20 protein-coding genes and 5 tRNA genes are annotated in these 26,320 nt (G+C 65.4%); 14 read left to right on the forward strand and 11 right to left on the reverse strand.

Annotated elements, in window-relative coordinates; genetic code table 11:
• Position 1: 1 nt before the first annotated feature.
• The 5 genes from hpnD to hpnC form a co-directional block, all read right to left on the reverse strand.
• Complete coding sequence (gene hpnD / locus A1D30_RS16330; protein ID WP_063461786.1) at positions 2-844, reverse strand: presqualene diphosphate synthase HpnD; 843 nt, start codon at positions 842-844, stop codon at positions 2-4.
• Between the two features lie 109 nt (positions 845-953).
• Positions 954-1,796, reverse strand: a complete 843-nt coding sequence (locus A1D30_RS16335; RefSeq protein WP_063461787.1) for an amino acid ABC transporter substrate-binding protein — start codon at positions 1,794-1,796, stop codon at positions 954-956.
• A 171-nt stretch (positions 1,797-1,967) separates the two neighbouring features.
• Complete coding sequence (locus A1D30_RS16340; protein WP_063461788.1) at positions 1,968-3,368, reverse strand: L-serine ammonia-lyase; 1,401 nt, start codon at positions 3,366-3,368, stop codon at positions 1,968-1,970.
• Positions 3,369-3,376: 8 nt separating this feature from the next.
• Positions 3,377-4,129 carry a hypothetical protein gene (locus A1D30_RS16345; protein WP_242421922.1) on the reverse strand — a complete coding sequence of 251 codons (753 nt, stop codon included), beginning with the start codon at positions 4,127-4,129 and terminating at the stop codon, positions 3,377-3,379.
• A 321-nt stretch (positions 4,130-4,450) separates the two neighbouring features.
• A complete protein-coding gene (hpnC, locus tag A1D30_RS16350) occupies positions 4,451-5,287 on the reverse strand; it encodes a squalene synthase HpnC (RefSeq protein WP_063461897.1) in 837 nt (278 codons plus the stop codon).
• 301 nt (positions 5,288-5,588) lie between these two features.
• Between hpnC and A1D30_RS16355 the strand changes: the two genes are divergently transcribed.
• From A1D30_RS16355 to A1D30_RS16415, 13 genes are all read left to right on the forward strand, one after another.
• Entirely contained in the window at positions 5,589-6,764 is a 1,176-nt protein-coding gene (locus A1D30_RS16355) for an efflux RND transporter periplasmic adaptor subunit (RefSeq protein ID WP_063461789.1), read from the forward strand.
• 9 nt (positions 6,765-6,773) lie between these two features.
• A complete protein-coding gene (locus A1D30_RS16360) occupies positions 6,774-9,956 on the forward strand; it encodes an efflux RND transporter permease subunit (protein WP_063461790.1) in 3,183 nt (1,060 codons plus the stop codon).
• A gap of 94 nt (positions 9,957-10,050) precedes the next feature.
• A tRNA-Leu gene (locus A1D30_RS16365) sits at positions 10,051-10,137 on the forward strand.
• 75 nt (positions 10,138-10,212) lie between these two features.
• On the forward strand, positions 10,213-11,526 hold the full coding sequence (gene tig, locus A1D30_RS16370) for a trigger factor (protein ID WP_063461791.1): 1,314 nt from the start codon (positions 10,213-10,215) through the stop codon (positions 11,524-11,526).
• Positions 11,527-11,648: 122 nt separating this feature from the next.
• Entirely contained in the window at positions 11,649-12,257 is a 609-nt protein-coding gene (gene clpP / locus A1D30_RS16375) for an ATP-dependent Clp endopeptidase proteolytic subunit ClpP (protein WP_063461792.1), read from the forward strand.
• Between the two features lie 102 nt (positions 12,258-12,359).
• Entirely contained in the window at positions 12,360-13,625 is a 1,266-nt protein-coding gene (gene clpX, locus A1D30_RS16380; protein ID WP_063461793.1) for an ATP-dependent Clp protease ATP-binding subunit ClpX, read from the forward strand.
• A 126-nt stretch (positions 13,626-13,751) separates the two neighbouring features.
• Complete coding sequence (gene lon / locus A1D30_RS16385; RefSeq protein ID WP_063461794.1) at positions 13,752-16,184, forward strand: endopeptidase La; 2,433 nt, start codon at positions 13,752-13,754, stop codon at positions 16,182-16,184.
• An 85-nt stretch (positions 16,185-16,269) separates the two neighbouring features.
• Positions 16,270-16,345: transfer RNA gene (locus A1D30_RS16390), tRNA-Gly, on the forward strand.
• A gap of 58 nt (positions 16,346-16,403) precedes the next feature.
• Positions 16,404-16,477, forward strand: a tRNA-Cys gene (locus A1D30_RS16395).
• A 178-nt stretch (positions 16,478-16,655) separates the two neighbouring features.
• A tRNA-Gly gene (locus A1D30_RS16400) sits at positions 16,656-16,731 on the forward strand.
• Positions 16,732-16,885: 154 nt separating this feature from the next.
• Positions 16,886-16,978, forward strand: a tRNA-Leu gene (locus A1D30_RS16405).
• 13 nt (positions 16,979-16,991) lie between these two features.
• A complete protein-coding gene (locus A1D30_RS16410) occupies positions 16,992-17,627 on the forward strand; it encodes a DUF6806 family protein (RefSeq protein ID WP_063461795.1) in 636 nt (211 codons plus the stop codon).
• A gap of 140 nt (positions 17,628-17,767) precedes the next feature.
• Positions 17,768-18,292, forward strand: a complete 525-nt coding sequence (locus A1D30_RS16415) for a M48 family metallopeptidase (RefSeq protein ID WP_109790973.1) — start codon at positions 17,768-17,770, stop codon at positions 18,290-18,292.
• A 93-nt stretch (positions 18,293-18,385) separates the two neighbouring features.
• Here the strand turns inward: A1D30_RS16415 and murI are convergent, their stop codons facing one another.
• Positions 18,386-19,279 carry a glutamate racemase gene (gene murI, locus A1D30_RS16420; RefSeq protein WP_063461797.1) on the reverse strand — a complete coding sequence of 298 codons (894 nt, stop codon included), beginning with the start codon at positions 19,277-19,279 and terminating at the stop codon, positions 18,386-18,388.
• A 163-nt stretch (positions 19,280-19,442) separates the two neighbouring features.
• Positions 19,443-21,020: a fumarate hydratase gene (locus A1D30_RS16425; RefSeq protein WP_063461798.1), complete on the reverse strand. Its 1,578-nt coding sequence runs from the start codon at positions 21,018-21,020 to the stop codon at positions 19,443-19,445.
• Positions 21,021-21,203: 183 nt separating this feature from the next.
• Here A1D30_RS16425 and fumC point away from each other — a divergent pair, with 183 nt between their 5' ends.
• Positions 21,204-22,613 carry a class II fumarate hydratase gene (fumC, locus tag A1D30_RS16430; RefSeq protein WP_063461799.1) on the forward strand — a complete coding sequence of 470 codons (1,410 nt, stop codon included), beginning with the start codon at positions 21,204-21,206 and terminating at the stop codon, positions 22,611-22,613.
• A gap of 165 nt (positions 22,614-22,778) precedes the next feature.
• Here the strand turns inward: fumC and A1D30_RS16435 are convergent, their stop codons facing one another.
• The 4 genes from A1D30_RS16435 to A1D30_RS16450 all read right to left on the reverse strand — a co-directional run bounded on the left by A1D30_RS16435 (position 22,779) and on the right by A1D30_RS16450 (position 26,310).
• Entirely contained in the window at positions 22,779-23,597 is an 819-nt protein-coding gene (locus tag A1D30_RS16435; protein WP_063461800.1) for a Crp/Fnr family transcriptional regulator, read from the reverse strand.
• 157 nt (positions 23,598-23,754) lie between these two features.
• Positions 23,755-24,447: a response regulator gene (locus A1D30_RS16440; protein WP_063461801.1), complete on the reverse strand. Its 693-nt coding sequence runs from the start codon at positions 24,445-24,447 to the stop codon at positions 23,755-23,757.
• The gene (locus A1D30_RS16445) at positions 24,444-25,775 is read right to left on the reverse strand and encodes an ATP-binding protein (protein ID WP_242421923.1); all 1,332 of its coding nucleotides are present in this window, start codon (positions 25,773-25,775) and stop codon (positions 24,444-24,446) included. The genes A1D30_RS16440 and A1D30_RS16445 overlap by 4 nt, the downstream gene beginning before the upstream one ends.
• A gap of 247 nt (positions 25,776-26,022) precedes the next feature.
• Positions 26,023-26,310 carry a hypothetical protein gene (locus A1D30_RS16450; RefSeq protein WP_063461802.1) on the reverse strand — a complete coding sequence of 96 codons (288 nt, stop codon included), beginning with the start codon at positions 26,308-26,310 and terminating at the stop codon, positions 26,023-26,025.
• Positions 26,311-26,320 lie beyond the last annotated feature (10 nt).

Raw genomic sequence — 26,320 nt, forward strand, 5'->3', positions numbered from 1 at the left:
GCTAGGACATCCGGCCCAGGGCTTGCACCTTCCACGCCAGCCAGAACTTGCGCAGCGGCGTGAGGCGGATGCGCTGGTGCAGCACCTGGAAGTTTTCGTGCTCGATCTCGCGCAGCAGGGTGCGGTAGATGTTGGCCATCATCAGGCCGGGTTTCTGGGCGCGGCGGTCGGCATCGGGCAGCAAGGCAAACGCTTCGTCGTACAGCCGGTGCGCGCGCTCGGCCTGAAAGCGCATCAGCGCCGTGAAGCGGTCGGAGTAGGTGCGCTTCAAGATCTCGTGTGCCTTCACATCAAACTGCTGCAGCTCGTTCACCGGCAGGTAAATGCGGCCCAGCATCGCGTCTTCGCCCACGTCGCGGATGATGTTGGTGAGCTGGAAGGCCAGGCCCAGCTTGTGGGCGTATTCGGTGGTGCGCGGGTCGGTCTGGCCGAAGATGCGTGCGGCGACTTCGCCCACGATGCCCGCCACCAGGTGGCAGTAGCCCTTGAGGCCCGCAAAGTCGAGGTAGCGGGTCTGCTCCAGGTCCATCTGGCAGCCGTCGATCACGGCCTGCAGGTGGCGTTGTTCAATGCCATAGTCGGCCGCCAGCGGCATCAGCGCCTGCATCACGGGGTGGGTGGGCTGGCCCGCATAGGCCTTGGCCACCTCGCCCTGCCACCAGGCCAGCTTGGTGCGCGCCACGCCAGGGTCGGAGACTTCGTCCACCACATCGTCCACTTCGCGGCAGAAAGCATAAAACGCCGTGATCGCGGCGCGGCGCGGGGCCGGCAGGAACAGGAAGGCGTAGTAGAAGCTGCTGCCCGAGGCCACGGCTTTTTGCTGTACGTATTGCTGTGGGGTCATGGGGCGCGATTGTCCCATGGCGGACATGGCCCGCCACGGCAACCGGGCAGCTGGCGGAGGCCGCAACTCCGCAGTTTGGCCTGACTGTTCTGCGGCAGGCCGAAGGGCATCAAAAGGCGATTTGTTCCACGCCCACGTCGCTGGGCCGCTTGAGCGCTTCGCGCATGAAGATGCTCATGGGGAGCGTGCCTTGGTCCGAGTGGAACCACTTTTTGTAGAGAGCCGCCATCTCCCCGGTCTGGATCAGGCGACGGGTGACTTGGTCTACCAGCTCCTTGAAGCGAGGGTCTTGCCTGCGCAGGCCAATGCTGTAGGGCTCTACCGAAAGGCGCTTTTCCAGAAACTGGTAGTCCCCCATGGCCTTGCCCAGGCGGGTCATGGGGCTCCACAGGCCTGCATCGTCTGCAAAAACCGCATCTGCCTCCCGGCGCGTGAGTGCATCCAGCCCCTGTGCGGTGCTGTCTACCGGCACGTAGATGAACTTGCGGTGGTAGGTGCGTTCGTTGGTGGCCAGCAGGCCGTCATTGGTGGTTTTTCGTTCGACGGCAATGCGTTTGCCGTTCAGATCGTCCACCGTCTTGATGCCCGAGTCCTTGCGCACGAGGAACGCAGTGGTGGCGATGAAGATGTGGTGGCTGAAGGCGACTTCCTTCTGGCGCTCCAGGGTGTTGGTGGTCGTGCCGCATTCCAGGTCCACTACGTTGTTTTTCAGGTCCGCCAAGCGGTTCTTGCCGTCCACCAGTACATAGGTCAGGCGCAGGTCGGGACGCTTGAGTTCCTTCTTGAGCTCCTCATAAATCTTGGTGCAGATATCAACGCTGTAGCCACGCACCTGCCCGGTGGCTGGGTCTTTGTAGGAGAAGGGGTGGGATGCCTCGCGGTGCCCCAGTCGCAATTCGCCGGTCTTGGCAATGTGGGTCAGGGTGTCTTGCGCCCAGGCGCCAGGGGACATGCAGGACAGGGGAAGGATCAGTAGCAGGGCTCGCAGCGAAGAGAAGAGATGCATAGGAAACGGAAAAGGTGACGGGGCCATGCATGCCAGGCGTCACAGGAAGCGCGCCAGGCTGCATGCCGCGCATTGTGCTGCGGCATCTGCTGTTGTGTCACATTGGTGACAGGTTTGTCAGCATTCCACAACATTCACCGCCAGGCCGCCGCGCGAGGTCTCCTTGTATTTGACCTTCATGTCCGCGCCGGTCTGCATCATGGTCTTGATGACCTTGTCGAGCGAGACCACATGCTGCCCATCGCCACGCAGCGCCATGCGGGCCGCGTTGATGGCCTTGATGGCGCCCATGGCGTTGCGCTCGATGCAGGGGATCTGCACCAGGCCGCCCACGGGGTCGCAGGTCATGCCCAGGTTGTGTTCCATGCCGATCTCGGCGGCGTTCTCGATCTGCTCGGGGCTGCCGCCCATCACGGCGGCGAGTGCGCCCGCCGCCATGGAGCAGGCCACGCCCACCTCGCCCTGGCAGCCCACCTCGGCACCCGAGAGCGAGGCGTTCTCCTTGTAGATGATGCCGATGGCGCCTGCGGTGAGCAAAAAGGTGGCAATGCCGTCCTCGTTGGCGCCGGGCAAGAAGTTGACGTAGTAATGCAGCACGGCCGGGATCACGCCCGCCGCGCCGTTGGTGGGCGCTGTCACCACGCGGCCGCCAGCGGCGTTTTCTTCGTTGACGGCCATGGCGTAGAGGTTCACCCAGTCCAGCATCGAGAGCGGGTCGCGCAGTGCGGCCTCGGGGGCGCTGCTGAGCTTGTGGTGCAGTTCGGCCGCGCGGCGGCGCACATGCATGGGGCCGGGCAGGGTGCCGGTGCTGGCACAGCCGCGCTGCACGGCACCCGCCATGGTTTTCCAGATGGCCATGAGCTGGCGGCGCACCTCGGAGGCGCTGCGCCAGTGTTGTTCATTGGCGGCCATGAGCTGGGCCGGGGTGAGGCCGGTGGCCTGGCACTGGGCCAGCAGCTCGGCCCCGGTGCGGAAGGGGTGGGGCAGGCCCTGGGCATGGCCGACCGCATCGGGCCCTGCAGTGGCAGCGCTGTTGAGCACGCGCTCGCCCGCTGCGTCGATCACAAAGCCGCCGCCCACCGAGTAGTACTCACGCGTCGCAATTTCGTTGCCCTGCGCGTCGAACGCGTGAAACGCCATGCCGTTGGGGTGCAGCGGCAGGCTTTTGCGGCGAAACAGCAGGTGCTCTTTTTCGACAAACGGCACCGGGTGCTCGCCCAGCAGGGCCAGTGTTTGCCGGGTGCGGATGTCGGCAATGGCGGGCAGGATCTGGTCGGGGTCGATGTGGTCGGGTTCGTGCCCGGCCAGGCCCAGCAGCACGGCCTTGTCGGTGCCGTGGCCCACGCCCGTGGCAGACAGGGAGCCGAACAGTTCTACGGTGACGTGGTGCACGGCGTCCAGGCCCAGGGTGCCCTGCACATGGCAGGCAAACTGCCGCGCCGCAATCATGGGCCCCACGGTGTGGGAGCTGGAGGGGCCGATACCGATCTTGAAGAGGTCGAAAACGCTGACGGACATGGTGGTGCTCAGGAGCGGCGCAGTGGTTTGGCCGATGGGTGGGGACGGACTGGCGGCCGGGTAGGCTGCGACAGGTGCGATTTCAGGGCATAGGTGGCCACGATCAGTGCCAGCCAGCCCAGCAGGACATCCCAGAACCCCATGACCAGCCACACGGGCGCCAGCAGAGGGCCTGCGAGGGGAAGGACGTACAGCGAGAGGCGGGGCGTCCAGAAGCCGGGGGCTCTCATGCAGGGGGATGAGAAGGGGTCGAAGGTGCCGGGCGAGCAGCCCAGGCTTTCAAGGATGGTGCGTGCGGTCTGGTTGCCCACGATGGGCAGGCCCAGCGCAAAGATGAACACGATGAAGCCCGCCAGCAACAGCCAGAACAGGCCGACCACACCCCAGCGCAGTACGTCCGCCGGGGTGGCGTTGCTGCGGCGCGGCCTCCAGCGCTGCAGCAGGTCCGCTGCGGCGGCTGGGTGGTGGTCTGCCCAGCGTGCGGCGTACAGCGCCAGCCCCCACGCCAGCAGCAGCGCCCAGAAGTTGCTCAGCAGCACAAAGGGGTAGTCCACGATGCTGCCCGCCGACAGAAACGGCATCAGCCGCAGCCCGATGGCATTGGTCAGCCACGTGCAGGTGCCCAGCGTGGGGGAGGTGTGGGGCTGGCAGCGCAGCACATCCAGCACCCGCTCTGCCGCCACGCCCCCGACGATGGAAAACACCAGGCAGAAAAGGATGAGGCCCCACTGCAGGGTCTTGAAGAGATGTCTGGCGGTCAACGGAAGGCCCTCCTGGCAAGCCACGGGTACTGGCTTGCGGACATTGTTGTCTTTGTTGTTGTGTTCCGGAACTGGTAAGACCCGGGCGGCTGGCCGCATGGGGCGCAAGACTAGCGCGCTGTAAAGAGGACGCCATGCGCGCTATCCCTGCCCCGCCCAGGGCCAGCCTGCCGTCTGCCGCTCGGCGCAGATGACTTTTTGCTCACAAATTGATAGCTAATAAGGCAATGTGGATGCGCGGTGAAGGCCGTTTTTTCCTCAAATTCACAGCCAGATCACGCGCAGATGTGAGCGCGCCTTGTGGCCCATGAATCTTTCTTCTTACATGATCAGCGCGCGGCCCAGCATCACCAGCCAGTCCCACGCATGCAGGCGCGGGCGGGTGTGCAGGCTGCCGCCTTTGAGGGCTTCGACCTTGTCGAGGATGCGCAGGCCGCCCTGCACCACCAGGCGCAGCTCCCAGCCCGCGCGGCCGGGCAGGCGGTGCACCAGGGGGGCGCCGCTATCCATGGTGGTGCGGGCCCAGTCGGCGCAGTCGGCAATCAGGCGCGCGTTTTCGCGCGTGCTTTGCAGGGCCAGCAGCTCGGCCTGGCAGGCGCCATGGAGGGCGCAGTCGGCACGCGGCAGGTAGTGGCGGTGGCGGGGGRTGTCCACCGACAGGTCTTGCCAGAAGTTGATGAGCTGCAGCGCGGTGCAGATCGCATCGCTTTGCTGCAGCGCCTGCGCGTCGCCCACGCCATACAGGTGCAGCAGCAGGCGCCCCACAGGGTTGGCCGAGCGGCGGCAGTAGTCCAGCAGCTCGGCGCGGTCGGCATAGCCTTCGCCATCGCGGGTTTTTTCCACGTCTTGGGCAAAGGCGCTGAGCAGGTCTTCGAGCAGCGGCGCGGGCAGCTGGTGGCTGCGCAGCACGCCCTGCAGCGGCAGGAACACATCCGCCCAGCGTGGGGAGGGCGGCTGGCCCTGGGCAATCGCGCGCAGGTCGGCCAGGTAGGCCGCCAGGTCGTCCAGGCGGGCGGCCGGTGTGGCGTCGCCTTCATCGGCAATGTCGTCGGCCGTGCGGGCAAAGGCGTAGATGGCGGCGATGGGCTGGCGCAGGTGAGGCGGGCACAGCAGCGAGGCGACAGGGAAGTTTTCGTAGTGCGTCACGGGTGCAGCCAGGGCCGTGGCGGGCGCAGGCGCGGCGGTGGCACTGGCCGGAGCGGCAACGGGTGCAGCTGCGGTGGAAGATGGGCTGGAGGGCTGTGGGGGGCTGGAGCGGTCGTTCACACCCCGGATTGTCGCTTGACAAGGTGGGGGCGCTTCTCATAGATTACTAACCGGTCAGTCAGTAATCAAAAAGCATCCATTCAGGGACAAGGAGGCTGGCCCCCACCCCGTTGCAGCGCAGGTCGCGAGGCCTGTGCTGCGTGTGCTGTTCCGTCGCTTCTTCCTTGTGGCCCTTTTTTTCACCGGATTTCCCATGCGCACACCCTCCGCTTTGCGGCCCCTCCAACGGCACTCCCGGTTCTTGCTGGTGCTGGCCACCGCCTCTTTGCTGGCCGCCTGTTCGCGCCCCGCGCCGCCCGAGGAGCCGGTGCGCTCCGTCAAGCTGCTCACGGTGGGGGTGGGTGCGCTGCAGTCCAGCCTGGAGTATTCGGGTGAAGTGCGGGCGCGGGTCGAGTCGCGACTGGGCTTTCGGGTGGCGGGCAAGATCGTCAAGCGCCAGGCCGAACTGGGCCAGCATGTGAAGGCGGGGCAGGTGCTGGCGCAGCTGGACCCGAAGGACTACCAGCTGGCAACCGACGCGGCGCGTGCGCAGCTGGCATCGGCCACCACGCAGCGTGACTTGGCGGCGGCAGACCTCAAGCGCTACCAGACCCTGAAAGACCAGAATTTCATCAGCGGCGCCGAGCTGGAGCGCCGCGAAGCCACGCTGAAAGCCGCGCAGGCCACGCTGGACCAGGCGCGCGCGCAGCTGTCGTCGCAGGGCAACCAGGCGGCCTACACCACGCTGGTGGCCGATGTGTCGGGCGTGGTCACAGGCATCGACGCCGAGCCGGGCCAGGTGGTGGCTGCAGGCACGCCCGTGGTGCGCATTGCCCAGGACGGTCCGCGCGATGTGGTGTTTGTGGTGCCCGAGGACAAGGTGGCGCAGATGGCCGTGGGCTCGGAAGTGGCCGTGCGTGGCTGGTCTGGCGGCGCCACGCTGGCGGGCGCGGTGCGCGAGGTGGCGGCCAGCGCCGATGCGGCCACGCGCACTTTCCAGGTCAAGGTGGCCATCGACGGCGCAGAGGCCCCCGCGCTGGGCGCCACCGTGTACGTCACGCCCAAGGCGCTGAGCCATGCGGGCATCCCGGCCATCAAGCTGCCCACCAGCGCGCTGCGCCAGGAGGGCCAGGCCACGGCCGTGTGGGTGTACGACCCGGCCAGCAGCACCGTGAAGTCGCAGCCCGTGCAGATCGCCACGGCCGACGGCAACGAAGCCGTGGTGGCAGCGGGCCTCGCGCCCGGCATGCAGGTGGTAGCGACGGGCGTGCATGTGCTTTCGCCCGGGCAGAAAGTGATGGTTTATCAGCCAAAAACGGCTTCTCCGCCCGCTGGTAAAGCGAAAGCAGCTCCTGAATTGGTAGCAAACCCGGCCTCGGCTGCCAACTGAGGGCCACGCATGTCACAACAACAACCCAAAGAGGGGTTCAACCTCTCCAAATGGGCGCTCGACCATCCCGCGCTCACCCGCTACCTGATGGTGGTGCTGATGCTGCTGGGTTTTGCGGCCTACTTCCAGCTGGGGCAGGACGAAGACCCGCCGTTCACCTTCCGCGCCATGGTGGTGCGCACCTACTGGCCCGGCGCCACGGCGCAACAGGTGGCCGAGCAGGTCACCGACAAGATCGAGCGCACGCTGCAGGAAGTGCCGTACGCCGACAAGATCCGCAGCTACTCCAAGCCCGGCGAGTCGCAGATCATTTTCCAGATCAAGGACTCGTCCAAACCCGGCGATGTGGCCAACGTCTGGTACACCGTGCGCAAGAAGGTGGGCGATATGCGCTACACCTTGCCGCAGGGCATCCAGGGGCCGTTCTTCAATGACGACTTTGGGGATGTGTACGGCGTGATCTACGCGCTGGAGTCCGAGGGCTTCAGCTATGCCGAACTCAAGCAGTTTGCCGACGACGCGCGCCAGCAGCTGCTGCGCGTGCCCGATGTCGCCAAGGTCGAGCTGTTCGGCGTGCAGGACGAAAAGGTTTTCATCGAAATCTCGCAAAAGCGCCTGTCGCAGCTGGGCCTGGACATGAACCAGGTGCTGGCCCAGCTGGGCCAGCAAAACGCGGTGGAAAGCGCAGGCGCCATCCAGACCCCGCAGGACCAGGTGCAGGTGCGGGTGCAGGGCCAGTTCAATGCCGTGGAAGACCTGGCGGCCATGCCGATCCGAGGCCCGTCGGGCGCGCAGCTGCGCCTGGGCGATATCGCCGAGGTCAAGCGCGGCTATGTAGACCCGGCCACTGTGAAGGTGCGTCACCAGGGCCGTGAGGTGATTGCGCTGGGTGTTTCCATGGCCAAGGGCGGCGACATCATTGCGCTGGGCAAGGCGCTGCACACCGTCACTGACCGCATTGGCGCCTCGCTGCCAGCGGGCGTCAAGCTCGTGAACGTGCAAGATCAGCCCACGGCCGTGGCCACCTCGGTGAACGAGTTCGTCAAGGTGCTGATCGAGGCCGTGGTCATCGTGCTGGCGGTGAGTTTCATCAGCCTGGGCTTTCACAAGCGGCCGGGCAAGAACCCGCTGTGGAAACGCTGGTACATCGACCCGCGCCCCGGCTTGGTGGTGGGCATCACCATCCCCATGGTGCTGGCGGTGACCTTTCTGGCCATGTGGTACTGGGGCATTGGCCTGCACAAGATTTCGCTGGGTTCGCTCATCATCGCCCTGGGCCTGTTGGTGGACGACGCCATCATTGCGGTGGAGATGATGGTGCTCAAGCTCGAAGAGGGCTACGACAAGGTGCGCGCCGCCACCTTCGCCTACGAACTGACGGCCATGCCCATGCTCACGGGCACCTTGATCACGGCAGCCGGGTTCTTGCCCATTGGCTTGGCCAAGTCCACCACGGGCGAGTACACGTTTGCGATTTTTGCCGTGACGGTGATCGCGCTGGTGCTCAGCTGGATCGTGTCGGTGTACTTTGTGCCGTACCTGGGCACGCTGCTGCTCAAGGTGCCGCCGCATGTGCTGGCGGCCCAGGCGAACCAGGGCGTGACGGACGACCCGCACGAGGTGTTCGACAGCCCGTTCTACCGCACCTTCCGCCGCCTGGTGGACTGGTGCGTGCAGCACCGCTGGCTCACCATCGGCGCCACCATCCTCACCTTTGCGCTGGGCATTGTGGGCATGGGCAAGGTGCAGCAGCAGTTCTTCCCGGATTCGAGCCGGCCTGAAATCCTGGTGGACATCTGGTTCCCCGAGGGCACCTCGTTTGCGGGCAATGAAGAAGTCACCAAGCGCGTGGAGCAGCGCCTGCTGGCCGAGCCCGGCGTGACGGCCGTGAGCACCTGGGTGGGTTCGGGCGTGCCGCGTTTTTATCTGCCGCTGGACCAGGTGTTCCCGCAAAGCAACGTGTCGCAGTTCATCGTGCTGCCGCAGGACCTGAAGCTGCGCGAATCGCTGCGCGTGAAGCTGCCCGGCTTGCTGGCCGAGGAGTTCCCCGAGGTGCGCGGCCGCGTCAAGCTGCTGCCCAACGGGCCGCCGGTGCCGTACCCCGTGCAGTTCCGCGTGGTGGGGCCGGACCCGCTGGTGCTGCGTGAGCGCGCCGACGAGGTGAAGGCACAGCTGCGCCAGAACCCCGACATGCGCGGCGTGAACGACAACTGGAACGAGTCCGTGAAGGTGCTGCGCCTGGAGGTGGACCAGGCTAAGGCGCGTGCTTTGGGTGTCACCAGCCAGTCGATTGCCCAGGCGTCCAAGACCATCCTCTCGGGCACGCAGGTGGGCCAGTTCCGCGAGGGCGACAAGCTCATCGACATCCTGCTGCGCCAGCCGCTGGATGAGCGCAACGCCATCACCGACATTGCCAACGCGTATCTGCCCACGGCTTCGGGCAAATCGATCCCGCTCACGCAGATCGCCAAGCCCGTGTTCACCTGGGAGCCCGGCGTGATGTGGCGCGAGAACCGCGACTACGCCATCACCGTGCAGGGCGACGTGACCGAGGGCCTGCAGGGCGCGACGGTGACGGCGGCGCTGCAGCCTGCGCTGCAGAAGATCGAGGCGCAATGGCGTGCGTCGGGGCAGGGCGCTTACCGCATCGAAGTGGCGGGGGCGGTGGAGGAAAGCTCCAAGGGCTCGGCCTCGATTGCGGCCGGTTTGCCGGTGATGCTGTTCATCACCTTCACCCTGCTCATGCTGCAGCTGCACAGCTTCAGCCGCGCGATGCTCGTCTTCCTGACTGGGCCGCTGGGCCTGGCGGGGGTGGCGGCGGCGCTGCTGGTGCTGAACCGGCCCTTCGGGTTTGTAGCGCTGCTGGGCGTGATTGCGCTCATGGGCATGATCCAGCGCAACTCCGTGATCCTGATCGACCAGATCGAGCAGGACCGCGCCCGGGGCGTGCCTGCGTGGGATGCGATTGTCGAATCCGCCGTGCGCCGTCTGCGCCCCATCGTGCTCACGGCCGCTGCGGCGGTGCTGGCCATGATCCCGCTGTCGCGCAGCGTGTTCTGGGGTCCGATGGCCGTGGCCATCATGGGCGGGCTCATTGTGGCCACCGTGCTCACGCTGCTGGCGTTGCCTGCGATGTATGCCGCCTGGTTCCGGGTCAAACGGCCCGCGCCAGAGGTTCTTGGAGGGGTTTGATTCCCACCCAGCCCGCATCAGGGTAAAATAGAAGGTTGACCGATTTCACGCAGGCGGCAGCTGAGGTTGCCGCCTGTTTGTTTGTTGTAGAACCGCGCGGGTGGCGAAATTGGTAGACGCACCAGGTTTAGGTCCTGACGCCAGCAATGGTGTGGGGGTTCGAGTCCCCCCCCGCGCACCACCCATGTGAGACTTTGCGGAACACGGCGCTGCTGCGCTGCAGCCAGCACGATCCACATTCATAAGAGGAATAGCCATGGCCGTTACTGTTGAAACCCTTGAGAAGCTCGAGCGCAAGATCACGCTGAGCGTGCCCGTCACCCTGATCCAGTCCGAAGTCGATACGCGCCTCAAGCGCCTGGCTCGCACCGTGAAGATGGACGGCTTCCGTCCTGGCAAGGTCCCCATGAATGTGGTGGCCCAGCGTTATGGCTACTCGGTGCAGTACGAAGTGCTCAACGACAAGGTGGGTGAAGCCTTTGCCGTGGCCGCGAACGAAGCCAACCTGCGTGTGGCTGGCCAGCCCCGCATCACTGAAAAGGAAGGCGCTCCCGAAGGCCAGGTGACTTTTGACGCCATCTTCGAAGTGTTCCCCGAAGTCAAGATCGCCGACCTGTCGGACGCCGAAGTCGAAAAGCTGTCGTCCGAAGTGACCGACTCCGCCATCGACAAGACCATCGACATCCTGCGCAAGCAGCGCCGCAGCTTCGCCCAGCGCGCCATCGACGCCGCTGCCCAAGACGGCGACCGCGTGACCGTGGACTTCGAAGGCAAGATCGACGGCGAACCCTTTGACGGCGGCAAGGCCGAAGACTTCCAGTTCCTGGTCGGCGAAGGCCAGATGCTCAAGGAATTCGAAGACGCCGTGCGTGGCATGAAGTCCGGCGAAAGCAAGACCTTCCCCCTGGCGTTCCCCGCTGAGTACCACGGCAAGGATGTGGCTGGCAAGACCGCCGACTTCCTCGTGACCGTGAAGAAGATCGAAGCCGCCCACCTGCCCGAAGTGAACGACGCCCTGGCCAAGTCGCTGGGCATCGCCGACGGTTCCGTGGATGGCCTGCGCGCCGACATCAAGAAGAACCTGGAGCGCGAAGTCAAGTTCCGCCTGCTGGCCCGCAACAAGCAAGCCGTGATGGACGCCCTGGTGGCCAAGGCCGAGCTGGACCTGCCCAACGCCAGCATCCAGGCTGAAATCGCCCGTCTGCTGGAAGGCGCCCGCGCCGAGCTGAAGCAACGCGGCATCAAGGACGCCGACAAGGCCGAGATCCCTGAAGACGTGTTCCGCCCCCAAGCCGAGCGCCGTGTGCGCCTGGGCCTGGTGCTGGCCGAGCTGGTGCGCGCCAACGAACTGCAGGCCAAGCCCGAGCAGCTCAAGGCCCACATCGACGAGCTGGCTGCCAGCTACGAGAAGCCCGAAGACGTGGTGCGCTGGTACTTCGGTGACCGCCAGCGTCTGGCCGAAGTCGAAGCCGTTGTGATCGAAAACAACGTGACCGAATTCGTGCTGGGCAAGGCCAAGGTGGTCGAAAAGGCCGTGTCGTTTGACGAACTGATGGCCCAACAGGGCTGATGGGTCTGACCGGGCGTTTGGCTACCAAACTGCCCGGTTGTTGCCATCACACAGGGGCTTGTGCTTTCGTGCACAGGCCCCAATTCATTTCTGGGTACAGTACCTGCTTGACTGGAGAAAACATGAGCGCATTGGAAACACAAGGCCTGGGCATGGTCCCCATGGTCATCGAGCAGTCGGGCCGTGGCGAACGGTCCTATGACATCTACTCGCGCCTGCTCAAGGAGCGCGTGATTTTCCTGGTGGGTCCGGTCAATGACCAGACCGCCAATCTGGTGGTGGCGCAGCTGCTGTTCCTGGAGAGCGAGAACCCCGACAAGGACATTTCGTTCTACATCAACTCCCCTGGCGGCTCGGTGAGCGCTGGCATGGCGATTTTTGACACCATGAACTTCATCAAGCCCGATGTCTCGACCCTGTGCACCGGCATGGCGGCCAGCATGGGCGCCTTCCTGCTGGCGGCGGGTGCAAAGGGCAAGCGTTTTGCACTGCCCAACTCCAAGGTCATGATCCACCAGCCCCTGGGCGGCATGCAGGGCCAGGCCACCGAGATCGAGATCCACGCACGCGAAATCCTCAAGACCCGCGAGCAGCTCAACAACATCCTGGCCGAGCGCACGGGCCAATCGCTGGAGAAGATCCAGCGCGACACCGAGCGCGACTACTTCCTGTCGGCCGACGAGGCCAAGGAATACGGCCTGGTGGACCAGGTGATCAGCAAGCGCTCCTGATCGCCACAGGCTCACACAGCGGCGTTTTCCCCCGGGGAAGACGCCGTTTTTTATTTGGTTATCATCCCGACAACTTTCCGTACGTAACAAGGCATTGCCCCCATGGCCGAGAAAAAAGGCTCTTCCAGCGAAAAAACCCTTTACTGCTCTTTTTGCGGCAAAAGCCAGCATGAAGTGAAGAAGCTGATCGCCGGTCCGTCGGTCTTTATCTGCGACGAGTGCATTGACCTGTGCAACGAGATCATTCGCGATGAGCTTCCGGCTGGTGACCTGGCCCGCGAAGGCCGCAGCGACCTGCCCACCCCGGTAGAGATCAAAACCAACCTCGACAACTATGTGATTGGCCAGGAAGTGGCCAAGCGCACGCTGGCGGTCGCGGTGTATAACCACTACAAGCGCCTGCGCCACAAGGACAAGGCTCACAAGGACGATGTGGAGCTGTCCAAGAGCAACATCCTTTTGATCGGGCCCACGGGCTCGGGCAAGACGCTGTTGGCCCAGACCCTGGCGCGCATGCTGGACGTGCCCTTCGTGATGGCCGATGCCACCACGCTGACCGAGGCGGGCTATGTGGGCGAGGACGTCGAAAACATCGTCCAGAAGCTGCTGCAAAGCTGCAACTACGAGGTCGAGCGCGCCCAGCGCGGCATTGTCTACATCGACGAAATCGACAAGATTTCGCGCAAGTCGGACAACCCGAGCATCACGCGCGACGTGTCGGGCGAGGGCGTGCAGCAGGCGCTGCTCAAGCTCATCGAGGGCACCATGGCCAGCGTGCCGCCGCAGGGTGGACGCAAGCACCCGAACCAGGACTTTTTGCAGATCGACACGACCAACATCCTGTTCATTTGTGGCGGTGCGTTCGCGGGCCTGGAGAAGGTCATCGAGAACCGCACCGAGGCATCGGGCATCGGCTTTGGCGCATCGGTCAAGAGCAAGAAGCAGCGTTCGCTGACCGAAGTGTTCACCGAGATCGAGCCCGAAGATCTGATCAAGTTCGGCCTGATCCCTGAGCTGGTGGGCCGCATGCCCGTGGTGACGGCGCTGGCCGAGCTGAGCGAAGACGCCCTGGTGCAGATCCTGACCGAGCCCAAGAACGCGCTGGTCAAGCAGTACAGCAAGCTCCTGGCCATGGAGGGTGTGGACCTCGAAATCCGTCCTGCCGCGCTGAAAGCCATTGCCCGCAAGGCGCTAGCCCGAAAGACAGGCGCCCGAGGACTGCGTTCGATCCTGGAACAATCGCTGATCGGCACGATGTTCGATTTGCCCAATACCAGCAATGTCGAGAAAGTGGTGGTGGATGAATCCACCATCGAAGAAAACAAGCCGCCGCTGCTCGTCTACCGCGAAGCGGCCAAGAAGGCCTGAGATGCCCGGAGCGGGCGCCTTGTTGTCGCCCCTTGCACCATCAACCCTTGCGCCAGTACGGCTGCGCGCAAGGGTTGAAAATCCCCACATGTGGAACCACTTCCACAGAGCACTTTGAGGATTTCCATGTCCGGACATACCCCCCTGCCAGCCACCCCCATTGACCTGCCACTGCTGCCATTGCGCGATGTGGTGGTGTTCCCCCACATGGTGATCCCGCTCTTCGTGGGCCGTCCCAAGAGCATCAAGGCGCTTGAGATGGCCATGGAGGCCGACCGCCGCATCATGCTGGTCGCCCAGAAGGCAGCCGCCAAGGATGAGCCCTCGGTGTCGGACATGTTCGACGTCGGCTGCGTCTCCACCATCCTGCAGATGCTCAAGCTGCCCGATGGCACGGTGAAGGTGCTGGTGGAAGGCCAGCAGCGCGCGCTGGTGACTTCCATCGACGACACCGAAACGCATTTCATGGCCACGGTCACGCCGGTCGAGGCCACGCCGGAGGCCAACAAGCCCAGCGAGATCGAGGCCCTGCGCCGTGCGGTGATGCAGCAGTTTGACCAGTACGTCAAACTCAACAAGAAGATCCCGCCCGAGATCCTCACGTCGATCTCCAGCATCGACGATCCTGGCCGCCTGGCCGACACCATTGCTGCCCACTTGCCGCTCAAGCTGGAGAACAAGCAGGTGGTGCTGGACCTGTCGGACGTGAAGGCGCGCCTCGAAAACCTGTTCGAGCAGCTCGACCGCGAGGTGGACATCCTTAACGTGGACAAGAAGATCCGGGGCCGCGTGAAGCGCCAGATGGAGAAGAACCAGCGCGACTTCTACCTGAACGAGCAGGTCAAGGCCATCCAGAAGGAACTGGGCGAGGGCGACGAAGGCGCCGACATCGAGGAGATCGAGAAAAAGATCAAGCTCGCCAAAATGCCAGCCGAAGCGCGCAAGAAGGCAGAGGCCGAACTCAAGAAGCTCAAGCTGATGTCGCCCATGTCGGCCGAGGCGACCGTGGTGCGCAATTACATCGACGTGCTCACCGCGCTGCCCTGGAGCAAAAAGACCAAGATCAAGCATGACCTGGTGAATGCCGAGGGTGTGCTCAACGAAGACCATTACGGCCTGGACAAGGTCAAGGACCGCATCCTTGAATATCTTGCAGTGCAGCAGCGCGTGGACAAAGTCAAGGCGCCCATCCTGTGCCTGGTGGGGCCACCGGGCGTGGGCAAGACCTCGCTGGGCCAGTCGATCGCCAAGGCCACGGGGCGCAAATATGTGCGCATGGCCCTGGGCGGCATGCGCGACGAGGCCGAGATCCGGGGGCACCGCCGCACCTACATCGGCGCGCTGCCGGGCAAGGTGCTGCAGAGCCTCTCCAAGGTGGGTACGCGTAACCCGCTGTTCCTGCTCGACGAGATCGACAAGCTGGGCACGGACTTCCGGGGCGACCCATCGAGCGCGCTGCTGGAGGTGCTGGACCCCGAGCAGAACCATACCTTCGGCGATCACTACGTCGAGGTGGATTTCGACCTGTCCGACGTGATGTTCGTGGCGACCTCCAACTCGATGAACATCCCGCCAGCCCTGCTGGACCGCATGGAGGTGATCCGCCTGTCGGGCTACACCGAAGACGAGAAGACCAGCATCGCCATGAAGTACCTGCTGCCCAAGCAGCTCAAGAACAATGGCGTGAAGGACGAAGAGCTGCTGATCACCGAACCCGCCGTGCGCGACATGGTGCGGTACTACACGCGGGAGGCGGGCGTGCGTTCGCTGGAGCGTGAACTCTCCAAGATCTGCCGCAAGGTGGTCAAGGGCCTGCAGCTCAAGAAACTCACGCCCCAGGTGGTGGTGACGGCGGACAACCTGCCCGACTTCCTGGGCGTGCGCAAGTACACCTATGGCCGCGCCGAGTTGCAAAACCAGGTGGGGCAGGTCGTGGGCCTGGCCTGGACCGAAGTGGGCGGCGACCTGCTGACCATCGAAGCGGCGATCATGCCCGGCAAGGGCGTGATCACGCGCACCGGCTCGCTGGGCGATGTGATGAAGGAGTCCGTGGAGGCAGCACGCACAGTGGTGCGCAGCCGCGCGCGCATCCTGGGCATCAAGGACGAAGCGTTCGAGAAGCGCGACATCCACATCCACGTGCCAGACGGTGCCACACCCAAGGACGGCCCGAGTGCAGGCGCTGCGATGACTACCGCGTTTGTGTCGGCGCTCACGGGCATTCCTGTGCGCGGCGACGTGGCCATGACGGGTGAAATCACGTTGCGTGGTGAGGTCACGGCCATTGGCGGGCTCAAGGAAAAGCTGCTGGCGGCACTGCGTGGCGGCATCAAGACCGTGTTGATCCCTGAAGAAAACGTGAAGGATCTGCAGGAGATCCCCGACAACGTGAAGAGCGGGCTGGAAATCGTGCCCGTGCGCTGGATCGACAAGGTGCTGGAAGTGGCGCTGGAGAGCAAACCCGTGCCCCTGACGGACGAAGAGGTGGCGGTGGTGGCACCAGCTCCGGCCGAAAAAGCAGCTGCCTCGTCGGCGGCCGCCGATGGTTTGAAACATTGACGCAAAATTTTTTGGAGAGCCCCAAAAATGCGCTACAATTCATTCCATCGCAGCAAACGTTGTACAATGTAAGGCTTCGGTAAATGCGGGAATAGCTCAGTTGGTAGAGCGCAACCTTGCCAAGGTTGAGGTCGAGAGTTCGAGACTCTTTTCCCGCTCCAATTTCCAGAAAAAGGGAAGCAGATGCTTCCCTTTTTTGTCAGAGGAATGTGAATTCCTGGCGCGGTAGCAAAGCGGTTATGCCCCGGATTGCAAATCCGGTTAGTCCGGTTCGACTCCGGACCGCGCCTCCAGATACGGTCTGTACCGTCGATGGCTCAGAATCTTCAAGGTTCTGGCTGTGATGAAGACGGGCAAGGCTGTTAGGTGATTGGAAAATTTTTGGTCAGCAATCGAATGAGACCAAAAATAGCGATATAATTTGAGGCTTGCTGATAAGCAATAACGGATACGTTAAAGCGGCAGGCAAATGCGGGAATAGCTCAGTTGGTAGAGCGCAACCTTGCCAAGGTTGAGGTCGAGAGTTCGAGACTCTTTTCCCGCTCCAATTTTGAAAAGGGAAGCTTAGGCTTCCCTTTTTTCTTGGTGCTCCGGATTGCGTCGTTTTCAAGCGCAAGCCTGTGGACTGAGATGCGACAGGGCATTGCGCACAGGTGCTGCCCGGGTTACGCTGCAACGCAGGTGTGCGCTCAGCAGCCGGCGCCCCGATGGTGAAATTGGTAGACACTGCGGACTTAAAATCCGCCGCTTTCCTGAAAAGGGGCGTGCCGGTTCGACCCCGGCTCGGGGCACCACTACGAATCAATCATGTCAAGTTACAACGCTCCCTTTGAAATCCACGTCCACGGACAGGTCCCCTTGCGCGCTGATGTGAGTTTTGACCAGCTCCAGGAAGCGCTCAAACCTTTGTGGAAGTACGCTGGAGCCCGTTCGCTGGCCGATGGCGCGGCCAGTGCGTACGAGGAAGAGCCGGGCATCAAGTTTGATGCGCAAGAGCATCTGCTGCAGATGTGCTGGACCGTGCGGGGCGATGAGGACTTTCGCCAGTCGCTCGACGAGATGTGCATGAGCCTCAACGAACTGGCCGAGCAGGGGGCCGCGATCGAGGTCACGTTCTACGACGCCGACTTTGACGAGGAAGAGGAAGAGCAGGGCGCCGAGTCGCGCGACGACTTTGTGATGCTGTTCGTCGGCCCCACCCCGGCCGCCATCATGCAGGTGCAGCGTGACCTGCTGGTGCAGGACGTGGTGAACATGATGGAGCGTCACTTTGATGGCGCCGAGCTGGGCGGCGTGGTCGCGGAAATCGACAAGTTGTTCAGCCAGCGGTTTGATGCGTTGGTGAACTCGCTGGAAATCGGCAAGCCCCCGCGCGGCCCGGGGGGGCCAGGCAGCAGTGGCCATGGTGGCGGCGGTGGTCGCCGTCCTCGCCACCTGCACTGACGCTTCGCGGCGCAAGCAAGGCGCTCAACAAGGCCGGGCGGCTGTGTCCCGGCTTCATGCTGAGGCCCACAGGTGGTTGGCATGCCTGCCTAGCTGCCTTGCCACCGCGTGGCAACCATGCCGCCATGTCGCTCCCTGCCATGACTTCCGACCTCCCTTATCTGCGTTCTTACCCTGCGGCTCTGCAGGAGCAGGCGCGCGACCTGCTGGCGCAGGGAAAGCTCGGGGCTGTTCTGCTGCGCAAGTACCCCGCAGCCCACGCCGTGCGCAGCGACAAGGCGCTGTACGACTACACGCAGGAGCTGAAGGCGCGCTACCTGCGCAACGCGGGCACGGTCAACAAGGTGCTGTTCGACAACAAGATCCACGTGGTGCGCCATGCACTGGGTTTGCACACGGCGGTGTCGCGTGTGCAGGGCAACCGGCTGACGGCCAAACACGAGATCCGCATTGCCGCGATGTTCAAGCAGGCGCCGGACGAGTTCCTGCGCATGATCGTGGTCCATGAACTGGCCCACCTGCGCGAGAAGGACCATGGCAAAGCCTTCTACCAGCTGTGCACCCACATGGAGCCGCAGTACCACCAGTACGAGTTCGACCTGCGCTTGTACCTCACGCATGTGGAACACGCGGGCACCCGGCTGTGGGGTGTGGAGCAGTCCTGAGGGCTGTGAATTCAAGCCTGAAATGCTATTGCTATTATTTTGGTAGCTATTCAGGCTTGATGGATACGCGCAGAGGCCGATTTTTGCTTTGAATCAGGGCACTTGCACAGACTGGCAGCAACTCGCGGGCAGGTCCAGCCAGCGCTGCGCGGCGGCCTCCAGCATGGTGACGGGGCCCGTGGTCAGCAGTTGCACCGGGGGCGTAGCCCCGTGCGGCGTTGCGGGGGGCTGGCCCGGCCGAGTTTCTGCGGGCACATGCAGCAGGCCAGCAGCTTCCAGCAGGCGCCGCGTCTGTCGGGCCACGGGCTCGCCGGTCTCGATGAACTGGACGCCCGGCCCCACCAGCGCACGCAGCTCGTGGGCCACGAAGATGTAATGCGTGCAGCCCAGCACCAGGGTGTCCATTTGCCCAGCGCCGGTGCCAAAACTGCCCATGGCCTGGACATAGCGCGCGCACAGCGCGCCAGTCTCTGTGGCATCGACGGGGCTGCCCGGGGCGGCCACCGGCTGTGCCACGCTGCGCTCGATGGCGTGGGCCAGGCCATCACAGGGCTGCACAACAAACTGCGCCTGGCCTTCCAGTGAAGCCATCAGCTTGCCGAACTTGGTGCTGGTGAGCGTGCCCCGCGTGCCGATCACGCCCACATGTCCGGTCTTGGTGACGGCCAGGGCGGGCTTGATGGCAGGCTCCAGGCCTACCAAGGGCAATGTGGGGTGGCTGCTGCGCACCTCGTGGATGGCGGCTGCCGTGGCGGTGTTGCAGGCCACCACCAGGGCCTTGATGCCGTGCTGCTCGCACAGGTACTGGGTGATGGCATGGGTGCGTGCCGCCACATAGGCGTCGCCGCGTTCGCCATAGGGTGCGTTGGCGCTGTCGGCTAGGTAAACGAAGCGCTCATGGGGCATGGCTGCCAGCAGCGCGCGCAGCACGCTCAGCCCGCCGACGCCACTGTCAAAAACACCGATGGGAGAAGAGGCCTGCGGCATCAAAAAACCAAGCTCTGGCTGTTGGACGAAAGCGTGGATTGTAGGAAAGACGCCGCCTCCGTGCTGGCAGGTGCGAGCGCGCAAGAAAAAACCGCCCGAAGGCGGTTGGGAGAGCTGTCACAGGCGCTGGTACATGGCGCCTGGGTCATGGCATGGGCCGGGCTCAGGCCGTCGCGACTTCGATGCCCTTGAACTCGCCCGAGGCGATGCGCTTTTGCCACTCGGCCGGGCCGGTGATGTGGGCGCTGGTGCCACCCGCGTCCACGGCCACGGTCACGGGCATGTCCACCACGTCGAACTCATAGATGGCTTCCATGCCCAGGTCGGCAAAGCCCACGACCTGGGCGGTCTTGATGGCCTTGGAGACCAGGTAGGCGGCGCCGCCCACGGCCATGAGGTAGGCGCTTTGGTGCTTCTTGATGGCCTCGATGGCGACGGGGCCGCGTTCGGCCTTGCCCACCATGGCGATCAGGCCGGTCTGGGCCAGCATCATCTCGGTGAAACCGTCCATGCGCGTGGCGGTGGTGGGGCCTGCGGGGCCCACGGCCTCGCCCTTCACGGGGTCCACGGGGCCCACGTAGTAAATGATGCGGTTGGTGAAGTCCACGGGCAGCTTCTCGCCCTTGGCCAGCATGTCCTGGATGCGCTTGTGCGCGGCATCGCGGCCGGTCAGCATCTTGCCGTTGAGCAGCAGCGTGTCGCCGGGCTTCCAACTGGCGACTTCTTCCTTGGTCAGCGTGTCCAGGTTGACCTTCTTGCTCTTGTTGTAGTCGGGCGCCCAGTCCACGTTGGGCCACAGGTCCAGGCTGGGGGGCGTGAGGTACACGGGGCCCGAGCCGTCCATCACGAAGTGCGCATGGCGCGTGGCAGCGCAGTTGGGGATCATCGCAATCGGCTTGCTCGCCGCGTGCGTGGGGTACATCTTGATCTTGACGTCCAGCACCGTCGTCAGGCCGCCCAGGCCCTGCGCGCCAATGCCCAGGGCGTTGACCTTTTCAAACAGCTCCAGGCGCAGTTTTTCGACATTGTCGAGTTCGGCCCCGCTGGCTTGCTTGGCCTGCAGCTCGTACATGTCCAGGTCGTCCATCAGGCTTTCCTTGGCCATGAGCACCGCCTTCTCCGCCGTGCCGCCAATGCCGATGCCCAGCATGCCGGGCGGGCACCAGCCAGCGCCCATGGTGGGCACGGTCTTGAGCACCCAGTCCACCACGTTGTCACCGGGGTTGAGCATGTACATCTTGGACTTGTTCTCCGAGCCACCGCCCTTGGCTGCCACGGTGATGTCCACGGTGTTGCCGGGCACGATCTCGGTGAAGATCACGGCGGGGGTGTTGTCCTTGGTGTTCTTGCGGGCGAACTGCGGGTCGGCCACGACCGAGGCGCGCAGCGTGTTGTCGGGGTGGTTGTAGCCACGGCGCACGCCTTCGTTGATGGCGTCGTCCAGGCTGCAGGGCTTGCCATCGACGCCAGCATCGAAGCCTTCCCAGCGCACGTCCATGCCCACCTTCAGGAACACGTTGACGATGCCGGTGTCCTGGCAGATGGGGCGCTGGCCGGTGGCGCTCATCTTGCTGTTGGTCAGGATCTGGGCGATCGCATCCTTGGCCGCCGGGCTCTTTTCGCGCTCGTAGGCGCGGGCCAGGTGGGCGATGTAGTCGGTGGGGTGGTAGTAGCTGATGTACTGCAGCGCGCCGGCAATGGATTCGATCAGGTCTTCTTGGCGAATGGTCGTCGTGGTCATGGCGGTGGGGGKTTTAGGGAAAACGCGAACCCCGAATTATCCCCCGCCGGGCTTGCGCGGTCCTGTCAGGGGCCTTGGGGGGGGGGCTGGCGGGTGCTGGCACGCCGTAGCCTGGGGTGGGTATGCTGCGGTCTGGTGTTTCGTTCCACCCCCCATTCGCTCGCTGAGCGGCAAGGCCCGCCCGTGAAAACTTCCACCCCCGCCCCGACCGCAGTCCGCACCGAAAAAGACACCTTCGGCCCCATCGATGTGCCTGCCGACCGGCTGTGGGGCGCGCAGACGCAGCGCTCGCTGCACCACTTTGCGATCTCGGGCGAGCGCATGGCGCCCGAGCTGATCCGCGCGCTGGCGCAGGTCAAGCGGGCCAGCGCCTATGTGAACCACGCGCTGGGCCTGCTCGATGCGGCCAAGACCACCGCCATCGTGGCGGCGGCGGACGAGGTGATTGGCGGCGGCCACCTGCAGGAGTTTCCGCTGGTGGTGTGGCAGACCGGATCGGGCACGCAGACCAACATGAACATGAACGAGGTGCTGGCCAACCGCGCGAGCGAGCTGCTGGGTGGCCCGCGTGGCGAGGCGCGGCTGGTGCACCCGAATGACGAGGTGAACAAAAGCCAGTCGAGCAACGACGTGTTCCCCACCGCCATGCACCTGGCGGCGGTGGACGCGCTGATGCACCGCCTGCTGCCCGCGCTGCACGGCCTGCGCACCACGCTGGCGGCCAAGGCCCGGGCGTTTGACGGCATCGTGAAGATTGGCCGCACGCATTTGCAGGACGCCACGCCCCTCACGCTGGGCCAGGAGATCTCGGGCTGGGTGGCGCAGCTGCAGCATGGCGAGCAGCATGTGCGCGCCGCGCTGCCCCATCTGGGCGAGCTGGCCCTGGGCGGCACAGCGGTGGGCACGGGGCTCAATGCGCCCGCTGGTTATGCGCAGGCCGTGGCCAAGGAGCTGGCCGACCTGACCGGCCTGCCGCTGGTCACCGCCCCCAACAAGTTCGAAGCGCTTGCGAGTTGCGACGCGCTGGTGCATGCCCATGGCGCGCTCAAGACCCTGGCGGCCAGCCTGATGAAGATTGCCAACGATGTGCGCTGGCTGGCCAGCGGCCCGCGCAGCGGGCTGGGCGAGATCGCCATCCCCGAGAACGAGCCGGGCTCGTCCATCATGCCGGGCAAGGTCAACCCCACGCAGTGCGAGGCGCTGACCATGCTGTGCGCGCAGGTGCTGGGCAACGACGTGGCCATCAACATCGGCGGGGCCTCGGGCAACTTCGAGCTGAATGTGTTCCGGCCCCTGGTCATCCACAACTTCTTGCAGAGCGTGCGCCTGCTGGCCGACGGCATGACCAGCTTCAACGAGCACTGCGCCGTGGGCATAGCGCCCAACCAGGCACGCATCAACGACCTGGTGGAGCAGTCGCTGATGCTGGTGACAGCGCTGAACCCGCACATTGGCTACGACAAGGCCGCCTTCATTGCCAAGAAGGCACACAAGGAAGGCACCAGCCTGCGTGCGGCGGCCGTGGCTTCGGGCCATGTGACGGGCGAGCAGTTTGACCAGTGGGTGGTGCCTGGGCAGATGGTGGGGCGCTGATGTCTGCCGGGGGCGCTGCGCCCCCTGTGTGCCACTGAATTGATGAAGAAAAAGGGCGTTTGCGCGCGTCCATCAAACGATGGTTGCTATCAAATTTGATGTTTTGAGGTGCGCTGGGTGTGACGAACGGTTGCTTTGACGGCAGAGGTTCCCGCTCTGCCAGGCTCAAGGCGCCGAGCCACCCTGGCTACCGCCCTGCGTCTCGGCCCGGGCGTCCGACACCTCCTGCTGCGCCAGCGCTTCGAGCTGGTCCTGCTGGTAGACCACGATGCTGCGCTGGTGGATGCCGATGATGCCCTCGCGCTCCATCCACTTGAGTTCCACATTGATGCGCTGGCGCGAGCCGCCCAGCAGCTGCGCCAGCTCGTCCTGCACCAGCGACAGCCCGATGGCGCCGCGCTGGCCCGGCATGGCGGCGCGTTCGCCAAAGCGGCGCAGCACATGCAGCAGCTGCTTTGCCAGCCGCGCGCGCAGGGGCAGGGTGGCCATGTCTTCCATCATCCAGTACAGGTAGCGCATGCGGCGCGCCTGTAGCGTGAGCAGGGCTTCGCCAAACTCGGGGTGCGCACGCAGCAGCTGGCGGAACACGCCCTCGGCCAGGCTGAGCACCGTGGTGGGGCCGTGGGCATGCCCGTCGTAGGTGTTGGGCCCGCCGTGCAGCACCTCGGCTTCGCCCACCCAGATGCCGGGCTCCACATAGGCCAGCGTCACCTGTTTGCCTGCGGGTGTGGTGCGCCGAAAGCGGATGGCGCCGCTGGCGCAGGCAAACCAGTCCTGGGCGGGTTCGCCCTGCTCCACGATCATCTGGCCGTGCGCATAGCGGGTGACGCGGCCCAGCCGGAAGATGTCGTGCCGCAGCGAGGGCGTGAGCGCCGCAAACCAGCGGCCCCGGTTGATGGCTTCGCGCTCCTGCGGGCTCAAGAAGGGCCGCTGCAGGGGGTGCTCAAGGCTGGCGGCGGGCTCGGTCAGAGTGGTGGCGGGCATGGGCGGGCTCTCGGTGCACAGGGCTGGTGGACCTCTGCGCTGTGCAGGGCGGACAGGGCGGGCGGGGGCGGACGCGCCAGTTTAGCGGCGGCCCCCGGCCGGTCGGGCTGCGTGGCTGCACCTGCGCGACACTGCCGTGTGCCGATGGCGCGCAGGCTCAGTTCGACGCGGCCGGGTCGAGCGCAAAGCCCACGCCGTACACCGAGCGGATCCAGTCGGTGTCGTCGCCGCTGGCGGCCTTGAGTTTCTTGCGCAGGTTCTTGATGTGGCTGTCGATGGCGCGCTCGTTCACGTCCAGCGTGTCGTCATAGGCCTGGTCGAGCAGCTGGGCGCGCGAGAAGATGCGGCCCCGCTGGCGCGCCAGCACCTGCAGCAGCTTGAATTCGCGGCGCGTGAGGTGGAGCGGCGTGCCGTGCAGCGTGGCTTGCCACAGGGCTTCGTCCAGCACCAGGGCTGTTGCCACGCCTACCAGCGGTGGCGCGCCGGGCGCCGCGCGGCGCAGCACGGCCTTGACGCGGGCCACCACCTCGCGCGGCGAAAACGGTTTGCAGATGTAGTCGTCCGCGCCCAGTTCCAGGCCAATCAGGCGATCCACCTCTTCCACGCGGGCGGTGAGCATGATGATCGGGTGCTGCGTGTGGCGCCGCGCCTGGCGCAGGATGTCGAGGCCATCCATGCCGGGCAGCATGATGTCCAGCAGCGTGAGGTCGGGCGGTGTGGTGATGAGGCTTGCGAGGGCTGCACGGCCCTCGGCCTGGTGCTCCACCGTGTAGCCCGCGTGGCGCAGGTAGTCCACCACGATGGCGGCGATGTCGGGTTCGTCTTCGACGACGAGGATGCGTGGGCTCATGGGGTGGTGTTGTCCAGAAGGGGCAGGGTCAGCGTGATGCGCAGCCCGCCCAGGGGCGATCCCTCGGCCACCAGCGTGCCGCCATGTGCGAGCACGATGGCGCGGCAGATCGCCAGGCCCAGGCCCGAGCCGCCATGGTCGCGGTTGCGCGAGGTCTCGGCGCGGTACAGGCGCTCGAAGATGCGCGGCAGCTCGTGCGCGGGCACACCGGGCGCGCTGTCGTCCAGTTGCACCTGCAGCACCTGCGGGTGGGCCGCGCCGCTGGGCGCCGCCACTTCGCGCGCCGAAATCTGCAGCCGGCCGCCTGCATCGGTGTAGCGCAGGCTGTTCTCCAGCAGGTTCAAGAACACCTGGTGCAGCTGCTGCGCGTCGCCCAGCACCAGCGGCGCGGGCACTTGCTTGGCCAGGGCGTCCAGGCCTGCGGTGTCTACGCCAATGCCCGCCTGCGCCAGGCGTGGGCGCATGGACGCCAGTGCCTCGCCCAGCAGCGACAGCGGGTGCACGGGCACCTGGGCCGAGGGCGCGCTGGTGCCCGCCGCGTCCAGGCTGGCGCGCAGGTCGCCCACCAGCTGGATCAGGCGCATCACCTGCCGGTGCAGGCGCAGCGCGGTCTTGTCGTCAAAGGGGCGGATGCCGTCCTGCACGGCCTCGATCTCGGCGCGCATGGCGGCCAGGGGGGTGCGCAGTTCGTGGGCCACGTCGCCCAGCCACTGGCGGCGGCTGGCCTCGATGCTGCTCAGTTGTTCGGCCATGGTGTTGAAGGTGCGGGCCAACTGGGCCAGTTCGTCGTTGCCGTGCACGGGCACGCGGGTGTGCAGGGCGCCTTGCGCAATGCCACGTGCGCCGGTGGCCAGGGCCTCGACGGGGCCCAGCCAGCGCCGCGCCAGCCAGCCCGACAGCAGCAGCGCCAGCGCCAGCCCGGCCAGGCCGGTCCAGGCCACAAAGCCCAGGTGCTGGGCCAGAAAGGTCTGGTCGGCCTCGCTGCGCACCCCCTGGGGCGGCGCCAGCACCAGGTGGCCGATGGTCTGGCCATCGGTGCCGCGCAGCGCCAGTCGTGCGCCGCCGGGCTGGGGCGCGGTGCCCACCACCAGGCGCTCCTGCGCGTCGAGCAGGCCCAGGCGGGGGTAGATGTCATCGCGGTGGCGCTGGGGGGGTGGGCCGCTGCCCGGGCCCTGGCTGCGCTGGTCGTCGGGCGGTGGGGGCGGGGGGCCGAGTCCGTCTGGCCCGGGGGCGTGCCGGGGCGTGTGTCGGGCGCACTGCCGGGGTTGCCCGAGGGCGGTGCGCCGGGGCGGCGCGGGCCGCCGCCGGGGTGGCTGAGGCGGCCCCACAGCGTGGACTGGCTGCGCAGGCTGTCCCATCCGCCCGCCTGGGTGTGGTGGGCCTGCAGGCGCTCGGCCAGCCAGTCCATGCGCGCCAGCTCGATCTCGGCCACATACGGCCCCAGGCCCCGCTGCAGGCCCAGGCGCGAGAAGCCCGCGAAGATCAGCAGCAGGGCCACCAACAGGGCGGCCAGGGCGATGAAGGCTTTGCGGTGCAGCGTCAGGTGGGGCATGGGGCTGGGGTGGCGGTCAGCGATCAGCGGGCAGGTGGTGGGCCGCCTGCGCCGCCGGGGCCACCGGGCCCGCCTGCGGGCATGGCCACCAAGGTGCCGTTCATTGTGCGGCATGTGCCTGTCAGGGTTTTGCCGTCCGGCATGGTCAGCGTGACGGACGCGCCTTCGGCCTTGCCCTTGCAGGCGGCATAGGCCTCGGGCGGTGGTGCAGGCGGCGTGCCGCCACGCTCCGGCTGGGCCCAGGCGGTGAGGGTGGTGGCGCCCAGGGCCAGAAGGGCCAGGCGGGCGAGAGAGCTGCGAATCACGGACATGGGGGTTGCC

It is taken from the genome of Acidovorax sp. GW101-3H11 (assembly GCF_001633105.1).
Lineage (GTDB): Bacteria > Pseudomonadota > Gammaproteobacteria > Burkholderiales > Burkholderiaceae_C > Acidovorax.

Bases quoted from the DNA above. Each gene is read 5' to 3' on its own strand.
- clpX (WP_063461793.1), top strand. From the start codon at position 12,360: ATGGCCGAGAAAAAAGGCTCTTCCAGCGAAAAAACCCTTTACTGCTCT.
- A1D30_RS16440 (WP_063461801.1), bottom strand. From the start codon at position 24,447: ATGAGCCCACGCATCCTCGTCGTCGAAGACGAACCCGACATCGCCGCC.
- A1D30_RS16340 (WP_063461788.1), bottom strand. From the start codon at position 3,368: ATGTCCGTCAGCGTTTTCGACCTCTTCAAGATCGGTATCGGCCCCTCC.
- murI (WP_063461797.1), bottom strand. From the start codon at position 19,279: ATGCCGCAGGCCTCTTCTCCCATCGGTGTTTTTGACAGTGGCGTCGGC.
- A1D30_RS16435 (WP_063461800.1), bottom strand. From the start codon at position 23,597: ATGCCCGCCACCACTCTGACCGAGCCCGCCGCCAGCCTTGAGCACCCC.
- A1D30_RS16450 (WP_063461802.1), bottom strand. From the start codon at position 26,310: ATGTCCGTGATTCGCAGCTCTCTCGCCCGCCTGGCCCTTCTGGCCCTG.
- lon (WP_063461794.1), top strand. From the start codon at position 13,752: ATGTCCGGACATACCCCCCTGCCAGCCACCCCCATTGACCTGCCACTG.
- tig (WP_063461791.1), top strand. From the start codon at position 10,213: ATGGCCGTTACTGTTGAAACCCTTGAGAAGCTCGAGCGCAAGATCACG.
- A1D30_RS16410 (WP_063461795.1), top strand. From the start codon at position 16,992: ATGTCAAGTTACAACGCTCCCTTTGAAATCCACGTCCACGGACAGGTC.
- A1D30_RS16415 (WP_109790973.1), top strand. From the start codon at position 17,768: ATGACTTCCGACCTCCCTTATCTGCGTTCTTACCCTGCGGCTCTGCAG.
- A1D30_RS16335 (WP_063461787.1), bottom strand. From the start codon at position 1,796: ATGTCCCCTGGCGCCTGGGCGCAAGACACCCTGACCCACATTGCCAAG.
- A1D30_RS16355 (WP_063461789.1), top strand. From the start codon at position 5,589: ATGCGCACACCCTCCGCTTTGCGGCCCCTCCAACGGCACTCCCGGTTC.
- clpP (WP_063461792.1), top strand. From the start codon at position 11,649: ATGAGCGCATTGGAAACACAAGGCCTGGGCATGGTCCCCATGGTCATC.
- A1D30_RS16425 (WP_063461798.1), bottom strand. From the start codon at position 21,020: ATGACCACGACGACCATTCGCCAAGAAGACCTGATCGAATCCATTGCC.
- A1D30_RS16360 (WP_063461790.1), top strand. From the start codon at position 6,774: ATGTCACAACAACAACCCAAAGAGGGGTTCAACCTCTCCAAATGGGCG.
- hpnD (WP_063461786.1), bottom strand. From the start codon at position 844: ATGACCCCACAGCAATACGTACAGCAAAAAGCCGTGGCCTCGGGCAGC.